The organism is Fibrella arboris, from assembly GCF_041321095.1.
Lineage (GTDB): Bacteria > Bacteroidota > Bacteroidia > Cytophagales > Spirosomataceae > Fibrella > Fibrella arboris.
In genome coordinates, this window is the sequence record NZ_JBGGWE010000001.1 from 583509 (window position 1) to 605732 (window position 22224).

Annotated in this window: 20 protein-coding genes and 1 pseudogene; 8 read left to right on the forward strand and 13 right to left on the reverse strand. The window is 52.8% G+C overall.

The window, feature by feature from the left end; translation table 11 throughout:
* Positions 1-36 precede the first annotated feature (36 nt).
* The 4 genes from nuoH to ACAW75_RS02185 all read left to right on the forward strand — a co-directional run bounded on the left by nuoH (position 37) and on the right by ACAW75_RS02185 (position 3808).
* The gene (nuoH, locus tag ACAW75_RS02170) at positions 37-1200 is read left to right on the forward strand and encodes an NADH-quinone oxidoreductase subunit NuoH (protein WP_370727023.1); all 1164 of its coding nucleotides are present in this window, start codon (positions 37-39) and stop codon (positions 1198-1200) included.
* Between the two features lie 96 nt (positions 1201-1296).
* Positions 1297-1857: a NuoI/complex I 23 kDa subunit family protein gene (locus ACAW75_RS02175; protein WP_370727024.1), complete on the forward strand. Its 561-nt coding sequence runs from the start codon at positions 1297-1299 to the stop codon at positions 1855-1857.
* A gap of 19 nt (positions 1858-1876) precedes the next feature.
* Positions 1877-2434, forward strand: coding sequence for an NADH-quinone oxidoreductase subunit J family protein (locus ACAW75_RS02180; protein ID WP_370727025.1), 558 nt, complete (start codon positions 1877-1879; stop codon positions 2432-2434).
* Positions 2435-2629: 195 nt separating this feature from the next.
* Positions 2630-3808, forward strand: a complete 1179-nt coding sequence (locus tag ACAW75_RS02185; protein WP_370727026.1) for an acetyl-CoA C-acyltransferase — start codon at positions 2630-2632, stop codon at positions 3806-3808.
* A 59-nt stretch (positions 3809-3867) separates the two neighbouring features.
* Here the strand turns inward: ACAW75_RS02185 and ACAW75_RS02190 are convergent, their stop codons facing one another.
* The 6 genes from ACAW75_RS02190 to bshC all read right to left on the reverse strand — a co-directional run bounded on the left by ACAW75_RS02190 (position 3868) and on the right by bshC (position 9225).
* Positions 3868-4881 carry an aspartate-semialdehyde dehydrogenase gene (locus ACAW75_RS02190; RefSeq protein WP_370727027.1) on the reverse strand — a complete coding sequence of 338 codons (1014 nt, stop codon included), beginning with the start codon at positions 4879-4881 and terminating at the stop codon, positions 3868-3870.
* A gap of 139 nt (positions 4882-5020) precedes the next feature.
* Positions 5021-5665 (reverse strand): porin family protein, encoded by a 645-nt coding sequence (locus ACAW75_RS02195; RefSeq protein WP_370727028.1) that lies wholly within the window; start codon positions 5663-5665, stop codon positions 5021-5023.
* A gap of 114 nt (positions 5666-5779) precedes the next feature.
* The gene (locus ACAW75_RS02200; protein WP_370727029.1) at positions 5780-6523 is read right to left on the reverse strand and encodes a porin family protein; all 744 of its coding nucleotides are present in this window, start codon (positions 6521-6523) and stop codon (positions 5780-5782) included.
* 170 nt (positions 6524-6693) lie between these two features.
* Positions 6694-6906 (reverse strand): hypothetical protein, encoded by a 213-nt coding sequence (locus ACAW75_RS02205; RefSeq protein ID WP_370727030.1) that lies wholly within the window; start codon positions 6904-6906, stop codon positions 6694-6696.
* On the reverse strand, positions 6888-7478 hold the full coding sequence (locus ACAW75_RS02210; protein ID WP_370727031.1) for a 5-formyltetrahydrofolate cyclo-ligase: 591 nt from the start codon (positions 7476-7478) through the stop codon (positions 6888-6890). Before ACAW75_RS02210 ends, ACAW75_RS02205 begins: the two co-directional genes overlap by 19 nt.
* Before the next feature lie 178 nt (positions 7479-7656).
* A complete protein-coding gene (gene bshC, locus ACAW75_RS02215) occupies positions 7657-9225 on the reverse strand; it encodes a bacillithiol biosynthesis cysteine-adding enzyme BshC (protein WP_370727032.1) in 1569 nt (522 codons plus the stop codon).
* Between the two features lie 240 nt (positions 9226-9465).
* Here bshC and gatB point away from each other — a divergent pair, with 240 nt between their 5' ends.
* The 3 genes from gatB to proC all read left to right on the forward strand — a co-directional run bounded on the left by gatB (position 9466) and on the right by proC (position 13117).
* Positions 9466-10947: an Asp-tRNA(Asn)/Glu-tRNA(Gln) amidotransferase subunit GatB gene (gene gatB / locus ACAW75_RS02220; RefSeq protein WP_370727033.1), complete on the forward strand. Its 1482-nt coding sequence runs from the start codon at positions 9466-9468 to the stop codon at positions 10945-10947.
* A 62-nt stretch (positions 10948-11009) separates the two neighbouring features.
* Entirely contained in the window at positions 11010-12143 is a 1134-nt protein-coding gene (locus tag ACAW75_RS02225; RefSeq protein ID WP_370727034.1) for a redoxin domain-containing protein, read from the forward strand.
* Positions 12144-12313: 170 nt separating this feature from the next.
* A complete protein-coding gene (gene proC, locus ACAW75_RS02230) occupies positions 12314-13117 on the forward strand; it encodes a pyrroline-5-carboxylate reductase (RefSeq protein WP_370727035.1) in 804 nt (267 codons plus the stop codon).
* A gap of 225 nt (positions 13118-13342) precedes the next feature.
* Here the strand turns inward: proC and ACAW75_RS02235 are convergent, their stop codons facing one another.
* The 3 genes from ACAW75_RS02235 to ACAW75_RS02245 are packed head-to-tail and all read right to left on the reverse strand — an operon-like array spanning position 13343 to position 16502.
* Positions 13343-14146: a hypothetical protein gene (locus tag ACAW75_RS02235; RefSeq protein ID WP_370727036.1), complete on the reverse strand. Its 804-nt coding sequence runs from the start codon at positions 14144-14146 to the stop codon at positions 13343-13345.
* 54 nt (positions 14147-14200) lie between these two features.
* The gene (gene purB, locus ACAW75_RS02240; protein WP_370727037.1) at positions 14201-15532 is read right to left on the reverse strand and encodes an adenylosuccinate lyase; all 1332 of its coding nucleotides are present in this window, start codon (positions 15530-15532) and stop codon (positions 14201-14203) included.
* Positions 15533-15575: 43 nt separating this feature from the next.
* On the reverse strand, positions 15576-16502 hold the full coding sequence (locus ACAW75_RS02245) for a DUF1207 domain-containing protein (protein ID WP_370727038.1): 927 nt from the start codon (positions 16500-16502) through the stop codon (positions 15576-15578).
* 126 nt (positions 16503-16628) lie between these two features.
* Here ACAW75_RS02245 and ACAW75_RS02250 point away from each other — a divergent pair, with 126 nt between their 5' ends.
* Positions 16629-18773 carry a prolyl oligopeptidase family serine peptidase gene (locus ACAW75_RS02250; RefSeq protein ID WP_370727039.1) on the forward strand — a complete coding sequence of 715 codons (2145 nt, stop codon included), beginning with the start codon at positions 16629-16631 and terminating at the stop codon, positions 18771-18773.
* Between the two features lie 82 nt (positions 18774-18855).
* On the opposite strand, the gene ACAW75_RS02255 is transcribed toward ACAW75_RS02250, so the two are convergent.
* The 4 genes and pseudogenes from ACAW75_RS02255 to ACAW75_RS26100 all read right to left on the reverse strand — a co-directional run.
* Positions 18856-19365, reverse strand: coding sequence for a hypothetical protein (locus ACAW75_RS02255; RefSeq protein WP_370727040.1), 510 nt, complete (start codon positions 19363-19365; stop codon positions 18856-18858).
* An 80-nt stretch (positions 19366-19445) separates the two neighbouring features.
* Positions 19446-20078: a DedA family protein gene (locus ACAW75_RS02260; RefSeq protein ID WP_370727041.1), complete on the reverse strand. Its 633-nt coding sequence runs from the start codon at positions 20076-20078 to the stop codon at positions 19446-19448.
* Positions 20079-20178: 100 nt separating this feature from the next.
* The gene (locus ACAW75_RS02265; RefSeq protein WP_441656232.1) at positions 20179-21477 is read right to left on the reverse strand and encodes an ABC-F family ATP-binding cassette domain-containing protein; all 1299 of its coding nucleotides are present in this window, start codon (positions 21475-21477) and stop codon (positions 20179-20181) included.
* Between the two features lie 78 nt (positions 21478-21555).
* Positions 21556-22041: pseudogene (locus tag ACAW75_RS26100) on the reverse strand (ATP-binding cassette domain-containing protein); the annotation flags it as partial.
* Positions 22042-22224 lie beyond the last annotated feature (183 nt).

The window sequence follows — 22224 nt, forward strand, 5'->3', positions numbered from 1 at the left end:
GGAAAACAGAAACTGAAGGCTTTTCAACAGTAATTTATGGATCTTACCGTTCTCATCATCAAATCACTCGTAATCCTGGCCATTTTCGGGATTACCCTGCTGATTGCTACCTACTCGACCTATGCCGAACGGAAAGTAGCAGCGTTCTTACAAGACCGTATTGGTCCTAACCGGGCAGGTCCGCTGGGCCTGCTTCAGCCTATTGCCGATGCCGGTAAAATGTTCTTTAAAGAGGATTTTATTCCGGCTCAGGCCAGCAAGTGGCTATTCATTTTAGGACCCTGCCTGGCCATGCTCACGGCATTGATGTCGAGCGCTGTCGTTCCTTTCGGTGATAGTATCCGTTACGAGAACGTTGACGTACCTGTGCAGGGCCTTGATGTTAACGTGGGGATCCTGTATGTGTTTGGTGTAGTGTCGCTGGGCGTTTACGGGATTATGATTGGTGGCTGGGCCTCGAATAACAAGTTCTCACTGCTTGGGGCGATTCGGGCGGCTTCGCAAAACATCAGCTACGAAGTGGCCCTGGGTCTGTCAATCATTGCTATTCTGATGATGACCGGTTCATTATCACTGCGGCATATTGTCGATGAACAGGCCAATGTTTGGGAATGGAATGTGTTTACACAACCCCTGGGCTTCGTTATCTTCCTGACGTGCGCCTTTGCTGAGTGCAACCGTACTCCATTTGATTTGCCGGAATGCGAAACGGAACTGATTGGTGGCTACCATACAGAATACAGCTCAATGAAATTGGGCTTTTACCTGTTCTCGGAATACATCAATATGTTCACCTCGTCGGCGGTGATTTCGACGCTCTATTTTGGCGGTTTTCACTATCCATTCATGACCCAGGTTCACGATGCGCTAGTTAATTCGCTCGGTACTGTAGCGGGTCACAATGTCGCGACACTGATCGGTACGGTTGTACTCTTTGCCAAGATCTTCTTTTTCATCTTTTTCTTCATGTGGGTACGTTGGACGGTGCCCCGGTTCCGCTACGACCAATTGATGAACCTGGGCTGGAAATCACTTATCCCGCTGTCGATCCTGAACGTTATTCTGACCGGTGCTGGGCTGCTGTATAATATCAAGTATGCGACCTGGCTCATTGTTCTGGGCATGGTCGTTCTGGCAGCTACCAACGCATTCAAATCACCCCGCCGGCGCCCCGTGCCTGCGTCGGTGCCGCAAGTTTAAGTTTAACACGTTTACTGTCTTCTGTTGCTTCGCCCAATTACAGTACTCACCCAAGCAGAGCAACAGAAGACGGCACACAGTAAACTCCCCATTACCATGTTAACGAACCGATCAAAACAGGTCAGTAACAAAGAAATGACGCTGGCCGAACGGATGTACTTGCCTGCCGTTCTTGGCGGCCTGGCCATCACGATTCGGCACTTCTTCATGAAGAAGGCGACGATTCAGTATCCCGAGGTAAAACGCTATTTAGGGCCAATTTTTCGGGGGCATCATGTACTCAAACGCGATGAACAGGGCCGTGAACGCTGTACGGCCTGTGGTCTGTGCGCCGTAGCCTGCCCTGCCGAAGCGATTTCGATGGTGGCCGCTGAACGGAAGAAAGGCGAAGAAGCCTTGTATCGCGAAGAAAAATACGCTGCCGTTTATGAGATCAATATGCTGCGTTGCATATTCTGTGGCCTATGTGAAGAAGCCTGCCCCAAACAGGCCGTTTACCTTCGCCACGATCGAATGGTCCCTGTGGTAACCAGTCGCGATGGTGTTATTTACGGGAAAGACAAACTCGTTGAGAAACTCGACGACAGGTACGTTCGTAACAACCCGGATGTAAAAGCAACACCAACTGAACCTACCCTATCAAGGTCGGTAGCTTAAGCGTTAGCCTTTTAAAAACATGCATCAATTCGACTCTTTTCTGGCTCACCTCAAAACATTGACCGCCGCCGGTTATATGTTCTACGGGCTTGGTTTTATTACACTGATGAGCGCCATAACGGTTGTTACAGCCCGTAACCCAATCCATAGTGTGCTTGCGCTGATCTTTACGTTTTTCTGCCTGACAGGGCATTACATGCTCCTGAACGCACAGTTTCTGGCTATCGTCAACATTATTGTCTATGCAGGCGCTATCATGGTTCTGTTTCTGTTCGCCATCATGTTCCTGAACCTGAAGCAGGATGATGAAGAATCGAAGGTGACGCTGACCAAAACGGCGGGTGTCATTGTGGGCGGTGTATTGATGGTGCTTTTGCTTTCCATCTTCAACGCAGCTCCGGTAGGTACGTATAATCCTGCTTCATTCGATACGCAGACTGGCCTTGTTGAACGGCTCGGTATCGTGCTGTATAGCGACTATATTCTCCCGTTCGAACTGGCCTCGGTCCTGTTCCTGATCGCTATGGTCGGCGCCGTTATGCTAGGGAAACGCGAAGCGGGCGATCCCCATTTCTGATTCCAGCAATCATCTTATTTTAGTGAAGCCGCTCTTCTGGAGCGGCTTTTTTCATACCAGCCAACGAGATAGTATGCACGCATACTATTTTTTCTATCTTTGTACTATTCCGAATCAACTTTTGTTAATAAGGTAAGACGTACCCGAACGAGTAGCCTGGGGCGTCTCTAACTCGAAACATCAAACGCCCTTCTTATGGACGCATATATTGTTGCCGGTTTTCGTAGCCCAGTCGGTAAAGCCCCTCGCGGTGGTTTGCGGCTGACCCGTCCCGACGATCTGGCCGCCGAAGTGATTAAACACTTGCTGGCTCAGGTACCGAACCTCGACCCTGCCCGCGTTGAAGACCTGATCGTAGGTAATGCCGTTCCCGAAGCGGAACAGGGTATGCAGATTTCGCGCTATATCGCCTTATTATCCTTGCCAAGCAGCGTTCCGGGTATGACCATCAACCGTTACTGTGGCTCGGGACTGGAAGCAATTGCGATCGCGTCGGCCAAAATTCACGCGGGCATGGCCGACTGCATCATTGCTGGTGGTACTGAGTCGATGTCGATGGTACCCGTGATGGGTTGGAAAACTGCCTTGAACTACGAAATCGCCAGGTCGCATCCAGATTACTACATTGGTATGGGTCTAACGGCCGAGCAGGTAGCCGATCAGTTCAACATCAGTCGCGATGCACAGGATGAATTTGCGCTGGAGTCGCACAAGAAAGCGCTGGCCGCTCAAGCAGCGGGGAAATTCACCGATGAACTTGTTCCGATTGGCGTGAAGGAAACCTATTTCGATGAAGCAAGCGGCAAGAAGAAAACCCGTGAATGGACAGTTTCGCAAGATGAAGGTCCGCGCAAAGATACCAGCGCAGAAGGCCTGGCTAAACTGCGTCCGGTATTTGCTGCCGGGGGGTCGGTAACAGCGGGCAACTCGTCACAAACGTCGGATGGGGCTGCCTTCGTGCTTGTGATGTCAGAACGGCTGGTGAATGAATTGAATCTTAAACCGGTTGCCCGTATGATGTCCTATGCGTCGGCTGGCGTTGAACCCCGTATTATGGGTATTGGCCCGGTAGCGGCAATCCCCATTGCGCTGCAAAAAGCCGGTCTGAAACAGGATGACATCGACCAGATTGAACTGAATGAAGCCTTTGCGGCCCAGTCATTAGCCGTGATTCAGGAACTGGGCCTCGACAGGAATAAGATCAACCACAATGGCGGTGCCATTGCCTTAGGCCATGCATTAGGCTCTACCGGGGCGCGGCTATCGGTTCAGCTGCTGAACGAGATGCGGCGGCGCGATGAGAAATACGGTATGGTGTCGGCCTGCGTAGGCGGTGGACAAGGCGTAGCCGGCATTTTCGAGCGGTTAAATTAATGATTGTAACGCCGCAACGGTCCGCCGCAGCGGCGGACCGTTGCGGCGTTACTAATAACTTACGCTACAGCTGCGCTTTCGCCAACCAGCTCATGCTTCATCAGGTACTCGGCGATCTGAACGGCGTTGGTAGCTGCCCCTTTGCGAAGGTTATCAGCCACGATCCAAAGGTTCAACGTGTTATCCTGGCTTTCGTCGCGACGGATCCGGCCTACGAACACTTCATCTTTACCGTGAGCCGTTAGTGGCATTGGATAGATCTTGTTGGCAGGATCATCCTGAACAACAACCCCTTCGGCTTCACTCAACAGCTTTGTTACGTCGGCCAGAGCAAAGTCGTTCTCAAATTCGATGTTTACGGCTTCTGAGTGTCCGCCAATAGTTGGAATACGAACCGTAGTGGCGGTAACCCGGATCGAGTCGTCGCCCATGATTTTGGTCGTTTCCTTCACCATCTTCATTTCCTCTTTCGTATAGCCATTGTCGAGGAACACGTCGATATGTGGCAACACGTTTAGATCGATCGGGTGCGGGTACACTTTAGCGACCGACTCATCGCCGGTCCGTTCAGCAAATAACTGATCAACAGCCGCTTTACCCGTTCCGGTTACCGATTGATAGGTCGAAACAACGACCCGTTTGATCTTATATTTCTCGTGCAGCGGCTTCAATACCACCACCATCTGAATGGTTGAACAGTTGGGGTTGGCAATGATCTTATCGTCGGCAGTCAGCGTGTCGGCGTTTACTTCGGGCACCACCAGTTTTTTGGTTGGGTCCATACGCCAGGCCGACGAATTGTCGATTACCGTAATACCCGCTTCGGCAAAGCGCGGAGCCAGTTCAAGCGATGTGCTGCCGCCAGCCGAGAAGATGGCAATCGCGGGTTTGCGGGCGATGGCCTCATCGTAGCCGACCACCGTCACGGGTTTACCCTTGAACATCACCTGTTTACCAACCGACCGCTCTGAAGCGACAGGAATGAGTTCGGTGACCGGGAAGTTCCGTTCGGCCAGTACCTTCAGCATCTCGCCACCGACTAAGCCCGTGGCCCCAACGACTGCGATTTTCATAGAATTTTCGACGTTTTATTGAAAAATTGACCGCAAAAGTACAGCCTTTTTTCGATACTTGGCAGGTAAACCGGGTTAAAAACAACGTACCCAGCTCCGCGAAGAACTGGGTACGTTTATATGCCTCCAGGATGGTGTATCAGTTGTTCGACCCGAAGAAGTAGCTCAGCGAAATGCCGTACGATGTGTTCTTACCCGTTACATCACTACCACTGTTGCTCTTGCTCAAATTGGCCAGGCCAGGGGCATAGTATACAGAAAGCCCCAGACCTGAGTATAACTCGTAACCGCCAGACACGTACAAGCCATAGTCTAACCGTTTTGGGGCGTCTGATGTACTAAAATCGACCGACTCGGTCATTGTCTGGCCGCCAAACGTAGCTGTCGACTTGCCACTAAGCGCATAGGCAACATAAGGGCCAGCCCCAATGACGACGTTTCCTTCGCCCACTTCAAGCGAATAGGCCAGTTGAATTGGTAATTCGAGGTAGTTGAGCGTACCCTTGCTTTCACCGGAGCCACCTAGCAGACTACCCGAAAACTTAGTGCCTTTGGTTGAATAAAGAAGTTGTGGACGAAGTGATAACTGCTCTGTCAGCGGTGCATTGAGTAGTAAACCAGCTTGAAAACCAATGATATTGTCGCCGCTAATGGCTAAACCTGACGATGAATATTTTTGGCTGGCAAACTGCAAGCTTCCTTTTACGCCAACAGATACCTGGCCAAAAGCAGCAGCACTGCCAACTAATGTACACACGCAGACCGTAAGAAATTTACGTAACATAATGAATAGATGTAGTTAAACAAGAGTGAAAACAGGTCGCAAAGTAAACATATATGCTTACTTTATTATACTTATTATTTCGTTAACCACTACTATTTATTAAGTGGAGTATATTTACCGCCCTCCGCCAAAGAAATACCCAATTGTTAGTCCATAGCTCCGGTTACGCAGTGTGCCGCCAAAGGCCGACGGGTCGAGCGATGCCGTTGGGTTGGTTGGGTTAAGTGATGCCAGGTTTGGCGTAGCATTTTTCGAGAAATTGGTCAGGCCGTGGGCGTAATAAGCCGAAAGCGTTAGTCCCATTGGTAGTTCGTACCCAAGCGATGCCGTTACGCCCAGGTCGTGCTTACGAAAGCTGCTGGTATCAAAGTTGATCGGCTCGCCGTTGATGGTACCGCCCACCGCAACGGCCGCATAGGGTCCTGCGCCTACAACGAGTTGCCCCGGACCGGCATCCAGGCTGTAGGTCGCCAGAACGGGCAATTCTATGTAATTGACAACCACCTTCGAGATCGACGTTCCGATGGAAAAGGTGCTGCTGGGCAGACCGAACTTAGCGAGTGCGTTACTCACGAACGTACCTACATCGACGTTGCCACCCTTGACCGAGTACAGCAGTTGCGGCCGGATGGATAGTTGATCAGTAACCGGTATATCGGCCATTAGACCGGCCCGAAAACCAACCCGCTGATTAATAGGAACGGTTAACGTACCCAGCGTTGGCCCAAGCGACGACAGGTCGACCGTTGAGCTTACGTTAGAAGCCTGCACGCTGCCCATGATGCCGTAACGTACCTGGCCAACAACAGCGGACGAACACAGCGACAGGATGAGTACTACTGAACAAAGACGTTTCATAAAGCTTGACAGCGCTGGGTTTTTAACCACAAAAAACGGAAGAAGCGGGCAGATGCCAATCCATCTGCCCGCTTCTTTATGAAATCCTATCGCCGATTCGTCTACCGTGCTAAAGAGAACCTTACCTGAACTCGCTGAAGAACCGATGATATATGTACCGTTGGTCATGCTCACAACGTACCCGTGATGAGAGTATGGAACGGCTGGATGTAGTTTCCTGAAATTGCCACACTACTACCAAAGCTATCATAACTGCTTCCGTCTTGATGGCCGTAAGTTGGTCCTGCTGAGACCAGATCGTACCTGAACGGGTAAACACCTACAGGGCGCCCTGTGAAGCCAGCCACCAACCATACTCTACTGATTAATAAAAGAAGACACACCTATCAGGTGTAATGCACTCATCCAGCTCAATGTCTGTTTTCTCGACGTCACCAATTTGGGTAACGGGCTCGAAAAACGACAAACCGATCTTCAGGCAATCGACCCCGACTTCGCTAAGAAAACGATCATAATAGCCACCGCCATAGCCAACGCGATTGCCCTGTTGGTCAAACGCCAGTAGCGGCACAATCACCAGATCGGGTTGGCCATACACGCGCTCGAACAGACCTGCCGGGACCGGAATGCCCCATTTTGTTTCGGTCAGCGCGGTCTCGGGTGTGAGTTGGAAATGCTGGAGCGTATGGCTTGTCGGCTCTGTTATGGAAGACCAGGTACGTACCTTCGGAAAATCGCGCCAGAGTTGATGGATCAGCGGCCAGGTATCTACTTCGTTTTGCCGAGCGATAGGCAGGTACGTATGCACAACGACATGGGCCCTCACTAAATAGGCCTGAATACGCGCATCGGCAAAAAATCGGGCTGTGATCTGCTGGCTCAATAGCGATGCGTCGTCGAAAGATAAAGCGGCCCGTTTGGCTTTGTATAGGGTACGAAGCTCAGTTTTGGTCATAGAAAACAGGTCTCGGGCTTGACGTGCGAAGGTGTTGCTTCTGTTGTTTGTCCTTCCGACGAAGGAGGGATCTTGCGTTTTACCTATCTGTGTCTTAAGAAAACGCAAGATCCCGCCTTCGTCGGAAGGACAAAAAAGACTCGAAACAGGGCCCTACAGTGGCGACTTTGCAGCTAGATTAGCTTTCCAGACACACCTGCATCTGGTAGTTGAGCGGGTCGAAATTGGCCAATAGCTTTTGCAGGAACTGCGGGTCGTTGAGGTAGAACGTCAGGAAGTTATCCGCACGTTCCTGCGGTGTTCCGTCGGGAAACAGTTCTTCCTTGACCGTTAGCAGTTGCCGGACGCCCGTTTCCTGGTTGTGTTCTTCGGCACGGCGCATTTTCTTCTCCAGGCGAACCACCGCATTGGCAAATCGCTTTGTTTCGGCCAGCACCGCTCTTTCCAACGTCGGGTCAACGAGTTGTGCTTTTTGCAGGATGGTTGCCAGTGCCTTATTCACCACCTTATTCTCGGCGTCGAATTTGAGGCTGTGTTCGGTATGGTGCTCCACGTAGGCTCGTTTGAGCGCTATCACATCCTGGAACATGTCGGTGATCGTCAGACCCAGTTTGTTGATCCGCCGCGCGGCTACCCTGGGTACGTAGAGCGCAAAATTCCGGGGCATCAGCATCGGGAAGGCCAGGGCATAGTGGTCAAATTCGGCCTTCAGCTGCAACCAGTACGGCACTTCCGACGGCCCGCCGATATAGGCCAGATTCGGCAGAATGGCTTCCTGATATAACGGCCGCATCACCACATTGGGGCTGAACCGTTCGGGATTCGATGCCAGCTCGGCCAGTAGTTCGGCTTCGGTAAACCGTAGCTTCGTATTCAGTACCTCGTAGCCATCATCGGTACGGGTGATACGCTCGCGAAGGCCATCGAGCAGGTAGAATAAGTTGATATCACGCGGCGAAATCGGGGTTTTATACCCTAATTCGTTCAGGGCCTCCGTTGTACTGTTCACCAATGCACTTGTGTTCTGCTGAAGCAGTTCGTCGCGCAGGATGGGCGAGAAAATTCGTTTCAGATCGGCATCATCGGCATCCAGACAAATCAACCCTTCAGCACCGAATAGCTCGTGCATGTAGTGCCGAACGGCATCGGCCAGCGTAGTATGGTTCAGATAAGCCCGTTCAAAGAGCGGCAGTTTCTCCGGGATGGTCTTCAACAGATCGGCCAACTCGCGGGGATTCATGCGCCCCACAGCGCCACGTTGCCCGGTTTCCCAACTGTGGGTACGTCCAAACAGGCGAAAATGATTGATTTCAGCAAAGTCATGGTCTTCTGTCGCCATCCAGTACACCGGCACGAAGTTGTAGGCTGGGTACGTCTCCTTCAGCTTTTTCGCCAGATTCAGAATCGTTACGATCTTATAAACCACATACAACGGCCCCGTGAAAATATTTAGCTGATGGCCGGTCGTGACGGTGAAGGTGTTGGGCTGGCGCAGTATATCCAGATCAGGTACTGCCCGCCCCGCCACGGCGGGGTTGCTCAGGTTGGCGTACTGTCGCGTCAGGACATCGACTAAGGTGTTCCGGTTTTCGGCGGAAAACTGCTTTTGCTGAATCTGTCGGGGAAAGGCGTCGAGGGTAGGAAACTCACCGTAGAAGGGCTTAACTGCCTCTTTCTGGGCCAAATAATCGAGGAATAGAGACGAAAACTGGCCAGTGGCCGAGAGGGGCACGTATTGACACTCCATGCAGGCGAAACGAATGACGGGTTTACAGGGGGGTCAACGTGCGTAAGAGGTTTCAGGTTTCAAGTGTCAGGTTTCAAGTTTCAGGTTTCAGGTTTCAAGTTTCAGGTTTTAGGTTTCAAGTTTCGGGTTTCAAGTTTCAAGTGCGCTGCTTATCAACCAATCTACAGATAAGCAGCGCACTTGAAACTTGAAACCCGAAACTTGAAACCCGAAACCCCTTACCACCTTATCTTTGCTGTGATGCAAACCGAATCGACCGTAGTCTACGCGCCCACAACCCAATACGAAGCCGTTATTGGATTGGAAGTGCATTGCCAGTTGCTGACCCAAAGCAAAATGTTTGCCGCCGATGCCAACGCGTTCGGGGCCGATCCTAACACGCAGGTGAGCGTGATCACGCTGGCGCATCCGGGCGCACTGCCCAAAGCCAATCGCGTGGCGGTCGAGTATGCCGTCAGGATGGGCATTGCCTGCGGCAGTGAGATCACCCGCCGGAATGTGTTTGCCCGCAAGAATTATTTCTACCCCGACCTGCCGAAAGGTTATCAGCTCTCGCAAGACAAAGGGCCCATCTGTGTGGGTGGCGGTATTGTGGTGAAAGCCCGTGATTTCGACGGCGTATTACAAGACACCACCATTCAACTGCATCATATTCACCTTGAAGAAGACGCCGGGAAGAGCATCCACGATGCCGACCCCGCGGCCACCTGCCTCGACTACAACCGGGCTGGTACGCCGCTGATCGAGATGGTGACGGAACCGTGTTTGCGCTCGGCCGATGAGGCAGGGCAGTTTTTAACCGAAGTGCGCCGGTTGGTTCGCTACCTCGGCATCTGCGACGGTAACATGGAAGAAGGCTCACTGCGATGCGATGTGAACGTCTCTATCCGGCCACGCGGCGCTACCGAACTGGGCACAAAAGTGGAGGTAAAGAATCTCAACTCGATCCGCAACGTGCAACGGGCCGTCGATAGTGAATTCAGCCGCCAGGTAGCCGTCACCGAAGCAGGTGGACGGCTCATTCAGGAAACCCGCACGTTTGATGCCGCCACGGGCCAGACGATGGGCATGCGCGAGAAGGAAAGCATGAACGATTACCGGTACTTCCCCGATCCAGATTTGATGCCGGTAGTCATTTCTGAGGAATGGATGGCAGAGATACGCACCCAGATGCCCGCTCTCCCCCGCGAACGGTACCTGAACTTCACGAGCCACTACGGCTTGCCCGAATACGACGCGGCCTTGCTGACCGACACCCGCGAACTGGCCGATTTCTACGAAGCAGTTTGCGCCGAAACGCCAAACTTCAAGGCCGCCTCGAATTGGATAATGGGTCCGCTGAAGGCGCAGCTCACCGAACGGATGGCGCGGGAAGGTCAATTTCCGGTGTCGGCAACGGCACTCGCCGCGCTGATTCGTCTCATTGATGATGGCACGGTTAGCCAAACGGCGGCACAAACGATTTTCGGGTTGATGGTAGCCCAGCCAGATGCCAGCCCTGCTGAACTTGCAACGGCTAACGGCTTGTTACAGAACCGTAATACAGACGCCTTACAATCGTTAATAGACCAGACACTCGCTGCCTGGCCCGACAAAGTGGAGCAATACCGAAAGGGAAAGAAGAACCTGCTGGGCCTGTTTGTTGGCGAAGTGATGAAAAAATCGAAAGGGTCTGCCGACCCGAAACTGGTGAATCAATTAGTGGTTAAAACGTTGGGCTGATTTTTGATGCTCATTAAACGACTCCCGGCCAAACCCGTCGAAGGAGTCAACTGAAACCAAACATGAAACAAGTATTCCTTGGCCTGGCCTTCCTGCTGGTTGGCGTGGCCGCTCAGGCACAGAAGCAGGCAACCGTAGCGGGCCTGCTGAAAAATGCCGTTCCGGGCAGCAAAGTGTATTTAGAATCGAACAACGCTCCCACCGTCCGGCTCGACTCGACAGTTGTTGGACCAGACAAGCGGTTTTCGGTAAAGACCAACGTACCTGAGGGCGGCAACATCTACATCGTGAATGTGGGCGGCACAACCAAAATGCCAGTGCTGCTGGAAGGCGGCGAAACCATTGAGGTGCTGGTTGAGCCGGGCCTAAAAGGCAAAGAAAAAAATGCCCCGACGCCGAAACCGAAAGTGACGATGAGCGGTGCCAAAACGAACGATCAGTTCCGGGTGCTGTACCAGATGCAAACCGATTTGCAGGCGAAAGGCCAGGATTTGATGAAATCGTACCAGGAGGCCCAGACCCGCAATGATGCCAAAACGATGAGCCAGATCGAGAAGACGTTTGATGAGGCTTCACGGGAGAACACCCAGAAAGTGAAGGCCATGCTGCCTGAGCTGGGTACGTCGCTGGCAGCCCTGTACGCCACCAATTTCCTGAGCACCGAAACCGACTTTCCGACGCTGGATACACTGGCCCGTCGTTTCGAGAAAGAGAACCCCAACAGTGTTCATGCTAAATCGTTTATAGGCAACATTGCCCGGATTCGCGGGGTAAACATTGGTTCGGAGGCTCCTGAAATTGCGCTGGCCGACACGAACGGCACAACCGTACCGCTTTCATCATTGCGCGGCAAGTACGTGCTGATCGACTTCTGGGCGAGCTGGTGTGGGCCTTGTCGGAACGAGAACCCGAATGTGGTTCGGATGTACGACAAGTTCAAGGACAAAGGTTTTGCCATTTACAGCGTATCGCTCGATAATCCGGGCAAGCGTGAAGCCTGGGTACGTGCCATCCGCAACGATAACCTCACCTGGACGCACGTGTCTGACCTGAAAGGCTGGCAGTCGTTTGCCGCCCAGCAGTACGGTGTTAGCGCCATTCCGGCCACGTTCCTGCTGGACCCAAGCGGCAAAATCATCGCTAAAAACCTGCGCGGCGACGCACTGGAAGCCAAACTGGCTGAAATGTTGAAATAAAAGGAGGAAAGGGAAGAGAGGGAGGAAGGGGAGGAAGGAGGAAAGGGATTATTGACGCAAAACCTGTCACGAGCGTCAGCAATCCCTTTCCTCCTTCCTCCTTTCCTCCCTTTCCTCCTTTCCTCCCCTTCCTCCTTTCCTCCCCTTCCTCCTTTCCTCCCCTTCCTCCTATGAAAATAGCTATCCTTGGCTGTGGTAATATGGGCATGGCCTTTGCCAAGTCCTTTTTGCAGTATGATCTCGTAAAAAAAGAGAACCTGACGCTAATCGAAAAAAGCGCGGAGCGTTCCGCAACCTTACGGGCCGAAAAAGCAGGCGTGGTTGTCGATACGATCGGTCCGCGCGTTGGCGAAAGCGACCTGATTATTTTATCGGTAAAACCGCAGGATTTTGCGTCGGCTCAAGACGAGCTTCGGGCTGTGATTCAGCCCCGACAAGTGGTTCTGTCCATTATGGCTGGTATTCCAATCAGCCTGATCCAGGAAAGACTAAGCCACCGGATGGTGATTCGGGCCATGCCCAACACACCGGCCATGCTGGGTATGGGCATTACCGGCTTTACAGCCTCGCCCGAAGTAGACGCCGCTAGTCTGCGAAAAGTCGAGAATCTGATCAACGCCACGGGCCGGTCGATCTTCCTCGAGAACGAAGCCATGCTCGATGCCGTCACGGCCCTCAGTGGTAGCGGCCCGGCCTATTTTTATTACGTGGTGAAAGCGATGGTAGAAGCTGGCAGGCAAATGGGTTTCGACGAAGGCACGGCGGCACTGCTGGTGAAACAAACCATGCTCGGTTCGTACCACCTCATCAACAACGCCGACAAATCGCTCGACGACCTGATAAAAGCCGTGGCCAGCAAAGGCGGCACCACCGAGGCCGCCCTCCGCACCTTTGAAGCAGGTACGTTGTCAGAAACGCTGCAAGCCGGCATTCACGCCGCGCAGGTACGTGCTACGGAGCTGTCGAAGGGGTAACTTTCAGCGTTAAGTTGTTACCTTGCTAAACAGAATTAATTGCTGTAACAACATCAACAGCCATTCATTCTGCTCGTGCTTTGTTTGTGACAAGTAAACGCAGGAAGCATTGACCGACTAACAACGGAAGAGGCTTCTGCCGCTACCGGGCCGATGGGTCTGTCCAGATTCTCCGATCATTCAACGACTCATTGACTGGCGAAGACGTGTTGCCCGGTTTAACGTTCATCCTGGCCGACCTTCGTTTGTCGTAGGCTGGGTACGTTGCCCGAATAAGGGCTTTCCCTGTAATGCCTGCACAAAGATAGCCGTGGTTAGTAATCCGTATAAAATGCTGATTACGATCACGGCTCTTACGTTTTGCACGACATAAAAAGCCAGCATTGGGATCACCTGAAGGGCATGCATCCCCATAAAATGAGCAATACGCAGGTCGCCGTAGGTGCTGCTCCAGTTCACGATCGGTAGCCCTGCACTGCCGTTGGCGCCGCCGACCGTATGCGTCATACGGGCACCCATGGCCATGCCCTGCATCGAGAAAAGCACGAAGATGACCAGCCCCAGCCGGATTCCCCAGACATAGGCGATGGGCAGATCGGGGAAATCGGTTCGAAAGAAGAGCAGCCCCATGTAGGCGGTCCAGAGCGAGATGCCAACAGCACCAACGGCCATCAGGCCATACAAGCCAGCATAGAGCGGCGAACTCACGTTGAAGTGCGATAACTGCCCTCGTGCCGCCTGAAAAGCGACGTAGCCATCTTCAAAAACAAACAGCGCCACCATTCCCCACGAATACCAAACCACCGCGCCCGACGTACCCAGATAGCCCGTGTACCAGGCCATTGACCAGACGAAAAGGGTAGTCGACAGAAAGAATTTCAATGGTTTGTACCACGCATTGATGCCCAGGACATTGGTGTTGGTCACTCTGATCAGCACAACACACAACAGCGCAGCTACCAGGCAGCCTAGTCCTAAATAATACAACACCTCATTTCGGGCTTTCAGAATGTCGAAGAAATGGTTCATGGTGGGCTTTGTTTGTAGAAGCTGACGCCAGTTGACAGACGCAAGTATGCGTCTCTACACGCCTGTATAGGTAAACGGCGTGATGGTTCGCAACTCGGCTTTGATTGCATCTGACACGTTCAGGCCGTCGATAAACTCGCTGATGGTACTGGCGGTGATCGCTTCGTTTTTGCGGGTCAGGGCTTTCAGGGCTTCGTAGGGCTGGGGGTAGCCTTCGCGGCGCAACACGGTCTGTATTCCCTCGGCAACGACAGCCCAGTTGGCTTCCAGGTCAGCATTAAGCGCCGCCTGGTTCAACTCCAGCTTGTTCAGGCCTTTCAGCGTGGCATTCAGGGCAATCACCGAATGAGCGAAGGGAACACCAATATTCCGCAGCACGGTTGAGTCGGTCAGGTCGCGTTGCAGGCGCGAAACGGGCAATTTGGCCGACAGGTGCTCGAAAATGGCGTTGGCAATCCCCAGGTTTCCTTCCGAATTCTCGAAATCGATCGGATTCACCTTGTGCGGCATGGCCGATGAGCCTACTTCACCTTCTTTGATCTTCTGCTTGAAGTAGTTCATCGACACATACGTCCAGATATCGCGGTCGAGATCGATCAGGATGGTGTTCAGGCGTTTGTAGGTATCGAAGAGGGCCGCCAGCATGTCGTAATGCTCGATCTGCGTGGTAAACTGGCTCCGCACCAGCCCCAGACTCCCCACAAACTCATTGCCAAACGATTGCCAGTCGATGTCGGGGTACGCTACATTGTGCGCGTTGAAATTACCCGTGGCTCCGCCAAATTTGGCGGCCGCAGGTACGTCGCCCAGCATGTGCAGTTGTTTTTCCAATCGTTCGCAGAACACCATCAGTTCTTTACCGAGTCGCGTGGGCGAGGCGGGCTGTCCGTGGGTACGTGCCAGCATAGGTACGTCGGCCCATTGATGGGCCAGCTCCTGCAAGCGCATATAGATTTGCCGGTACGCTGGCTCAATCTGCGCGGCCAGTGCTTCCTGTAGCAACAGCGGAATAGCCGTGTTGTTAACGTCCTGCGAAGTAAGGCCGAAGTGAATAAACTCCAGGAACGGCTCGACCGAGAGGCCTTTCAGCTTTTCCTTGATGAAGTACTCTACCGCTTTTACATCGTGGTTGGTGGTCGCCTCGATCGTTTTTACCCGTTGACCGTCTTCGTCCGAAAACTGCTCGTACAACGCGCGCAAGGCTGGGTACGTTGCCTTATCGACCTCCGCAAGCTGAGGCAACGGCAATTCACAAAGTGCAATGAAATACTCGACTTCAATACGTACCCGGTAGCGAATCAGGCCAAGTTCAGAGAAGTAAGGGGCAAGCGCCGATACCTGTTTAGCGTAGCGGCCATCAATAGGAGAGATTGCTGTGAGGGACATAAACGAAAGATGTTTACTGTTTACAGTTTGCTGTTTACTGTTTTTAAAACGGGTTAAAGTAAAGGCCAATGCCGGCCCATGAAACAGTTTGATACTCGTATTGGCCGTAGGGCCGGTAGCCGTAATACATATCGAGCATGGCCGTCAGGTTCTGGGTAGATCGGCCCAGTTCGTAGCCGATGCCCGCGTGGATGCCGGGTCTGAAATTGGTCTGCTGCCAGAATTTAGCATCGATACCGCCCACCAGGCGCTGGCGCTTATTGCCTGGTTCGCGGTAATAGGCGCCTACTTCCATATTGAACCGCTGGCGCTCTGTTTGGCCACGCAGACAAACGCCTGCATTGCCGTACACGCGTAAACCGATGGGCAAGTCGCGGCTGACGGTGAAATCGAGCAGCTCGTAGTTGACCGAGTTGGGCGTATAAAAGCTTAGCTGGTAGCGGACAATATAATCGTCGCCGAGGTGCGATGAGATGTGGTAGAGCCTGATTCGATAGCTGGTACGGCCTTTCCGGAGGTTATACCAAAAACTAAGCTTGTAATCGTTGTTAATGATCTTATAAACCACCTGCCCCGGCTTTTTGGCAAACTTGGTTGTATCGCTGAAAACCTGAAACTGCGTGAACGAACCAACATCGAGCCCCCACTCGTGCGCCTGCCCAGGGGCAGTCGTTACGCGGTAGAACGGCTTGTGAAAACCAAACGCAAACGGAACAAAGGTGCCCTGGTTCAGGTCTTTGTCACGGGTGTCGGTTTCGGTGAATCCTACTTTGCGCTCACCAGTGGTGTTGAAATACGGCAGTGCACTTCCATATACCTGCGCTTCGAGCGGATCGAGCAGGATAGGAGCGAACAAATGGTTTTTGGGAAACCATTCTTTGCGTGGGTAAGCCGTGGTATCGGTGGCGGATTGTGGCCGGGCCGTGAGGCTAAAAAGGCAAAACGCACTGATGAGTAAACCTAGTCTCATGCGGTTGGGAGAAAACAAATCGCAAAGGTATCGAAAACGGCTGGCGCATTTTAACCTTGATTAACACACATTTTTGGCCTGCATAAGCGAACTTTAGGGATTGTTCTCTTACTAGTCATCACACACATGGACAAGCTATCCTTTATTGGTCTTTCTCTTATGCTTGGCACAACCGCCGCTCTGGCCCAGAATGGTCGATCCGTCGAACCGCCATTAACGTATCCAGTCGCTCGCAAAGTCGATCATGTCGACAACTACCACGGCACCAGCGTAGCCGATCCGTACCGCTGGCTGGAAGATGACCGCTCGGCCGAAACGGCGGCCTGGGTAAAGGCCGAGAACGAAGTCACCAACGCCTTTCTGGAGAAGATTCCCTATCGGAAGCAGTTTCAGGACCGGCTCGAGAAGGTGTACAATTACCCGAAATATTCGGCTCCTTCGCGGAAAGGTGACTATTTCTACTTCTCGAAAAACGACGGCCTGCAAAACCAGTCAGTCTTGTATCGCCAAAAAGGCCTCGACGGTACCCCCGAAGTGGTGATCGACCCCAATAAACTCTCGACCGACGGCACTACCCGGCTTGGTGCTTTCTCGCTCTCGAAAGATGGGAAATATGCGGTCGTAGGTACGTCGAAAGGCGGTTCTGACTGGCAGGAATACCAGGTTATGGACCTGGCCACGAAGCAGTACCTACCCGAAAAGCTGGAATGGGTAAAGGTGTCGGGCGCTGCCTGGCAGGGCAATGGCTTCTATTATAGCCGCTACCCGAAGCCCGAAGGATCGGCGCTGGCGGCCAGGAACGAGAACCACCAGGTATTCTTCCACCAGCTCAACACGCCTCAGTCGGCCGATCGGCTGGTGTTTGAAGACGCCAGAAATCCGCAGCGGTTTCATACGCTGGGTACGTCCGACGACGAGCGGTTTGCGTTCCTGACGGTCAGTGATCGCGGCAAAGGAAAAGATGGTAACGCGCTGTATTACCTGGACGCTACGGCAAAAGAAGCCGGTTTCAAGCCGGTTGTGTCAGAGATTACCAACTCACAATATGGTGTGATCGATAATATTGGCGGCGACTTACTGATTGAAACCAACGCCGATGCTCCCAATAGCAAGGTGATGCGCTTCAGCCCGGCCACCAGGAAATGGACTGTAGTTATTCCCGAGAAGCCCGAACCATTGACCAACAGTGGCAGTGCGGGTGGCAAGCTGTTTGTTCAGTACTCGAAAGACGTAACCTCGCGCGTATATGTGTGCGATATGAACGGTAAGCTGGAAAACGAAATTCAGCTACCAGGCATTGGCTCGGCCAGCGGGTTCGGCGGCGAGCGCGACGACAAATTTGTCTTCTACACCTTCACGTCGTTCACCTTCCCGCCCACTATTTACCGCTACGACATTGCCACGAAGGAAAGCACGGTGTTTCGCCAGCCAGAGGTCGATTTCAAACCAACGGATTACGAGACAAAACAGGCTTTTTATACCAGCAAAGACGGTACGAAAGTCCCGATGTTCATTACCTACCGGAAAGGCGTAAAGCTCGACGGCACGAATCCGACCATCCTGTACGGTTATGGTGGCTTCAATGTCAGCCTGCCCCCTTCTTTCTCCTCGTTACTGATCCCGTTTCTTGAGCAAGGCGGCGTTTACGCGCAGGCCAACCTGCGGGGTGGCAGCGAATACGGCGAAAAGTGGCATGAGCAGGGCATGAAGGCCAAGAAGCAGAACGTATTCGATGATTTCATTGCTGCTGGCGAGTACCTGATCAGGGAGAAATATACGTCGTCGGCTAAGCTGGCGATCCGGGGCGGCTCAAACGGCGGGTTGCTCGTTGGCGCGGTGATGAATCAGCGGCCCGATCTGTTCCGGGTGGCCATTCCGCAGGTGGGTGTGATGGATATGCTCCGGTTCCATAAGTTCACCATCGGCTGGAACTGGATTGCCGACTATGGCAGCGCCGACAACGCCGATGAGTTCAAGTTCCTCTACCCCTACTCACCGATCCATAACATCAAACCCGGCCTGAACTACCCCGCCACGCTCATCACCACCGCCGACCATGACGACCGCGTCGTGCCAGCGCATTCGTTTAAGTATGCGGCCACGCTACAGGAAGCCTACAAAGGGCCAAATCCGATGCTGATCCGCATTGACACCAACTCGGGCCACGGTGCCAGCAACACGAAGAAGAATATTGAGCAGACCGCCGATATCTATTCGTTCATCCTCTGGAATATGGGCGTAGGTACGTTGAAAGAGATGGCTAGTAGGTAAAACCAACTTCGATGGTTATTGGTGTAAACGCAAAAGCGCCCCGGCCAAACGGCCGGGGCGCTTTTGCGTTGTAAAGAACTGCCTACTGACCTAGCTTGAAGGTAATGCCTACTTTAAGCGTTGATACAGCCGATCCTAGTTCAGCAAATACACCGGTTTTCTCAGCAAACATATACCGGCCACCAATATGGATGGGTACGTATATGAACGAGCTACCTACATAACCAGACCCAGAATAGCCAAAGTAGGTAAGGCCCAAACCAGCATATAGATCAACGTTCTCAGGCGTGCTCAACAGTTCATTGAAGTGGTATGAACCACGTGCGCCAATATCAAATGCAGAAAGGCTATAGCCAAAGCTGCTACCATAGCTCCGGTAGCCAACAGAGCCCCCAACGGTGATATTCTTGGCGACGCCAAAATCAGCAGCGGCGTTGAACCCTAAGGCTGTTGTGCCTAGGTATCCGCCGCCACCCAGGCCAATACCAAGGTTAACGAACTTAGTACCTTTATCAATCTCCATCTGAGCGAAGCTCTTCGTCGCTACCAGCGACAGGCTGAATAAAGCGATGATTGCGAAAATTTTTTTCATTGTGGACTTTTCTTTTTCGTGAAACTTGGGACAAATAAAGTCAGCTTTTTGGTATTGCAAAGAACAAAGCGGTGTATCTGTTATTTATCGGTCTTATTTCGAGCGCTGATGTAACCGCGAATAACAGTAAATGTCGTAACAGCCAGGAAGAAGAGTATGATCCAGTGCACGTAGTTTATAATCCACGGGAATTGTACACCAAAGTAGTAACCACCTCCTACCAATACACATGTCCAAAGCGCACCACCGACCACATTGTAAAGCATAAACCGACCGATGTTCATGTGGATAATACCCGCCAGCAGCGGCGCAAACGTGCGGACGACGGGCAAAAACCGGGCAACAATCAGCGCCTGATTCCCATACCGGTCAAAGGTATTCCGGGTGTTGGTGATGTATTCCTGCTTAAAAAACAGCGAATCGGGGCGATTTTGTAGCTTGACGCCGAAAAAATAACCAATTCCATAGCCCAGTAGCGCCCCGGCTACGGCCGCCCCGAAAATGCAGCTGATGAGTAAACCCAATGAAACAAGCAGGACTTTTGTGCCCGCAAAGACACCCGCCAGGAAAAGCAGGTAGTCTCCCGGCAGGAAGAACCCGAAAATGACGCCATTTTCGACAAACACAATCAGCGTCACTACAACCAGCCCTCCAGTCCGAATGATCTCTTCAGAGTTGAGCAGGTAGCGAAAGAAGTCAAGAATAGCGTCCATTTGTCAATGAGCGAACGAGTGAAAGACAGCCCTACTGTTACAGTCAATGTTGGTTGGCAGAGCCACCTTCCACTCTTTCACTCTTTCGTTCATTCACTCTTTACATGTGTTCTGCCAGTTCGAGCCAGCGGTCAGTTTTAGTGGCCACCTGCGCCTCAATTTCCTCGATCTCTTTGGCCCAGGCCGTTAGCTGTTCGTGGTGACCGCCGCCATTCAGCGCGTCAATGACCTCGGCCTTTCGCTGTTCGAGGGCGTCAATTTCGGACTCCAGCGTTTCATATTCACGCTGTTCTTTAAAACTTAACTTCTTTTTCTGTGCGGGCGCTACTGGGTTTGCCGCAGACAAGTCAACCGGGGCCAGTTTGTGGCTGGCTGAAGCCGATTCTTTCGTGGCCGTATTTTTCTTTGGCTGAGCCGAACGCGGCCCGGCATCGCGCCACTCGCGGTAGTCGGTATAGTTACCGGGGTAATCGCGCACCTTGCCCTGTCCTTCCAGCACAAACACATGGTCGACCAGCCGGTCCATGAAGTACCGGTCGTGGGTAACGATGATGACGCAGCCGGGAAAATTGAGCAGAAACTCTTCGAGCACATTCAGCGTCGTGATGTCGAGGTCGTTGGTTGGCTCGTCGAGAATCAGGAAGTTGGGGTTCTGCACCAGCACCAACAGCAGTTGTAACCGCCGCTTTTCGCCGCCGCTCAGTTTAGCCACAAAATCGTACTGCTTTTGCCGGTCGAACAGGAAATGGTGAAGTAGTTGGCTGGCGGTGATCGTCTGTCCATCGGCGAGTTTCATGACCTCGGCCACCTCCTGCACCACGTCGATCACGCGCTGGTTGTCGGCAATATTCAGTTCGCTCTGCGTATAGTAGCCGAAATTCACCGTTCCGCCGGCCGTGATCTTGCCCGAGTCGGGGCGTAATTCGCCGATCAGCATGTTGAGCAACGTCGTCTTGCCCATGCCATTCTTGCCGATCAGCCCCACGCGGTCCTGCCGTTTGAAGGTGTAGGTGAAATGATCGAGCAAAATCTTGTCGCCGAAGCGTTTGCTCAGGTTCTCCACCTCCAGGATCTTACTGCCCAGCCGTGATACCCGCAGGTTCAGGTCGAGTTCACCGTCTGTGCGGCGGCCCTTCACTTTACCTTCCAGGTCGTCAAACGCATCTTCGCGGTATTTGGCCTTGGTCCCCCGCGCTTTCGGCTGGCGGCGCATCCACTCCAGTTCGCGGCGGTAGGTGTTCTTGTTTTTCTCGAATTCGGCGGCGTCGATGGCAATCCGTTCGGCTTTCTTCTCGAGGAAATAGGCGTAGTTGCCTTTATAGCTGTAGAGCTGCCCCGCATCCATCTCCACAATCTGGTTACACACCCGGTCGAGGAAGTACCGGTCGTGCGATACCATCAGCAGCGTGCCGTTGTTGGTATTCAGAAAGCTTTCGAGGTATTCGATCGCCTCCAGATCGAGGTGGTTGGTTGGTTCGTCGAGAATCAGCAGGTCGGGGTTCTGGATAAGTACCCGCGCCAGCGCCACCCGCTTGCGCTGCCCGCCCGACAACGTACCTACACGCTGCTCGACATCCTGAATGCCCAACTCGCCCAGGATCTGCCGAATCTGTGCCTCGTAATCCCATGCCTCCAGTTTTTCCATCTGGTTCATGGCCTTTTCCAGCGCGTCGTGATCGCCTTCGTTGGCAAGGGCTTTCTCGTAAGCGCGTACGGCATCGAGCTGGGCACTTTCGCCGGCCAGCACTTCTTCCAGGATGGTGAGCGCCTCATTCAGGTCGGGCTGCTGGTTCAGGTAACCCACGGTAATGTCTTTCCGAACGCTTACCAGACCGGCGTCGGGCGGCGCGGCGCCGGCCAGAATTTCGAGCAGCGATGTTTTTCCCGACCCGTTGGCACCCACAATGGCAATTTTATCGCCCCGGCTGATACCGAAGTTGATGTTGCGGAACAACGTCCGGTCGCCATAGGCTTTGACCAGGTTTTCGGCTGATAGGTAATTCATATAGTATTTTAACACGGAGGCACAGAGGTTTCACGGAGAACACGGAGAAATTTTATTTAGAGCTAACTACTAACCCTGTGTTCTCCGTGAAACCTCTGTGCCTCCGTGTTGAACCTTTTTTTCGTAGAAACAAAAAAAGCC

What these genes read in the sequence shown, in the direction of transcription:
- nuoH (WP_370727023.1), top strand. Translation starts at nt 37, where the DNA reads ATGGATCTTACCGTTCTCATCATCAAATCACTCGTAATCCTGGCCATT.
- ACAW75_RS02175 (WP_370727024.1), top strand. Translation starts at nt 1,297, where the DNA reads ATGTTAACGAACCGATCAAAACAGGTCAGTAACAAAGAAATGACGCTG.
- ACAW75_RS02180 (WP_370727025.1), top strand. Translation starts at nt 1,877, where the DNA reads ATGCATCAATTCGACTCTTTTCTGGCTCACCTCAAAACATTGACCGCC.
- ACAW75_RS02185 (WP_370727026.1), top strand. Translation starts at nt 2,630, where the DNA reads ATGGACGCATATATTGTTGCCGGTTTTCGTAGCCCAGTCGGTAAAGCC.
- ACAW75_RS02190 (WP_370727027.1), bottom strand. Translation starts at nt 4,881, where the DNA reads ATGAAAATCGCAGTCGTTGGGGCCACGGGCTTAGTCGGTGGCGAGATG.
- ACAW75_RS02195 (WP_370727028.1), bottom strand. Translation starts at nt 5,665, where the DNA reads ATGTTACGTAAATTTCTTACGGTCTGCGTGTGTACATTAGTTGGCAGT.
- ACAW75_RS02200 (WP_370727029.1), bottom strand. Translation starts at nt 6,523, where the DNA reads ATGAAACGTCTTTGTTCAGTAGTACTCATCCTGTCGCTGTGTTCGTCC.
- ACAW75_RS02210 (WP_370727031.1), bottom strand. Translation starts at nt 7,478, where the DNA reads ATGACCAAAACTGAGCTTCGTACCCTATACAAAGCCAAACGGGCCGCT.
- bshC (WP_370727032.1), bottom strand. Translation starts at nt 9,225, where the DNA reads ATGGAGTGTCAATACGTGCCCCTCTCGGCCACTGGCCAGTTTTCGTCT.
- gatB (WP_370727033.1), top strand. Translation starts at nt 9,466, where the DNA reads ATGCAAACCGAATCGACCGTAGTCTACGCGCCCACAACCCAATACGAA.
- ACAW75_RS02225 (WP_370727034.1), top strand. Translation starts at nt 11,010, where the DNA reads ATGAAACAAGTATTCCTTGGCCTGGCCTTCCTGCTGGTTGGCGTGGCC.
- proC (WP_370727035.1), top strand. Translation starts at nt 12,314, where the DNA reads ATGAAAATAGCTATCCTTGGCTGTGGTAATATGGGCATGGCCTTTGCC.
- ACAW75_RS02235 (WP_370727036.1), bottom strand. Translation starts at nt 14,146, where the DNA reads ATGAACCATTTCTTCGACATTCTGAAAGCCCGAAATGAGGTGTTGTAT.
- purB (WP_370727037.1), bottom strand. Translation starts at nt 15,532, where the DNA reads ATGTCCCTCACAGCAATCTCTCCTATTGATGGCCGCTACGCTAAACAG.
- ACAW75_RS02245 (WP_370727038.1), bottom strand. Translation starts at nt 16,502, where the DNA reads ATGAGACTAGGTTTACTCATCAGTGCGTTTTGCCTTTTTAGCCTCACG.
- ACAW75_RS02250 (WP_370727039.1), top strand. Translation starts at nt 16,629, where the DNA reads ATGGACAAGCTATCCTTTATTGGTCTTTCTCTTATGCTTGGCACAACC.
- ACAW75_RS02255 (WP_370727040.1), bottom strand. Translation starts at nt 19,365, where the DNA reads ATGAAAAAAATTTTCGCAATCATCGCTTTATTCAGCCTGTCGCTGGTA.
- ACAW75_RS02260 (WP_370727041.1), bottom strand. Translation starts at nt 20,078, where the DNA reads ATGGACGCTATTCTTGACTTCTTTCGCTACCTGCTCAACTCTGAAGAG.
- ACAW75_RS02265 (WP_441656232.1), bottom strand. Translation starts at nt 21,477, where the DNA reads ATGGTATCGCACGACCGGTACTTCCTCGACCGGGTGTGTAACCAGATT.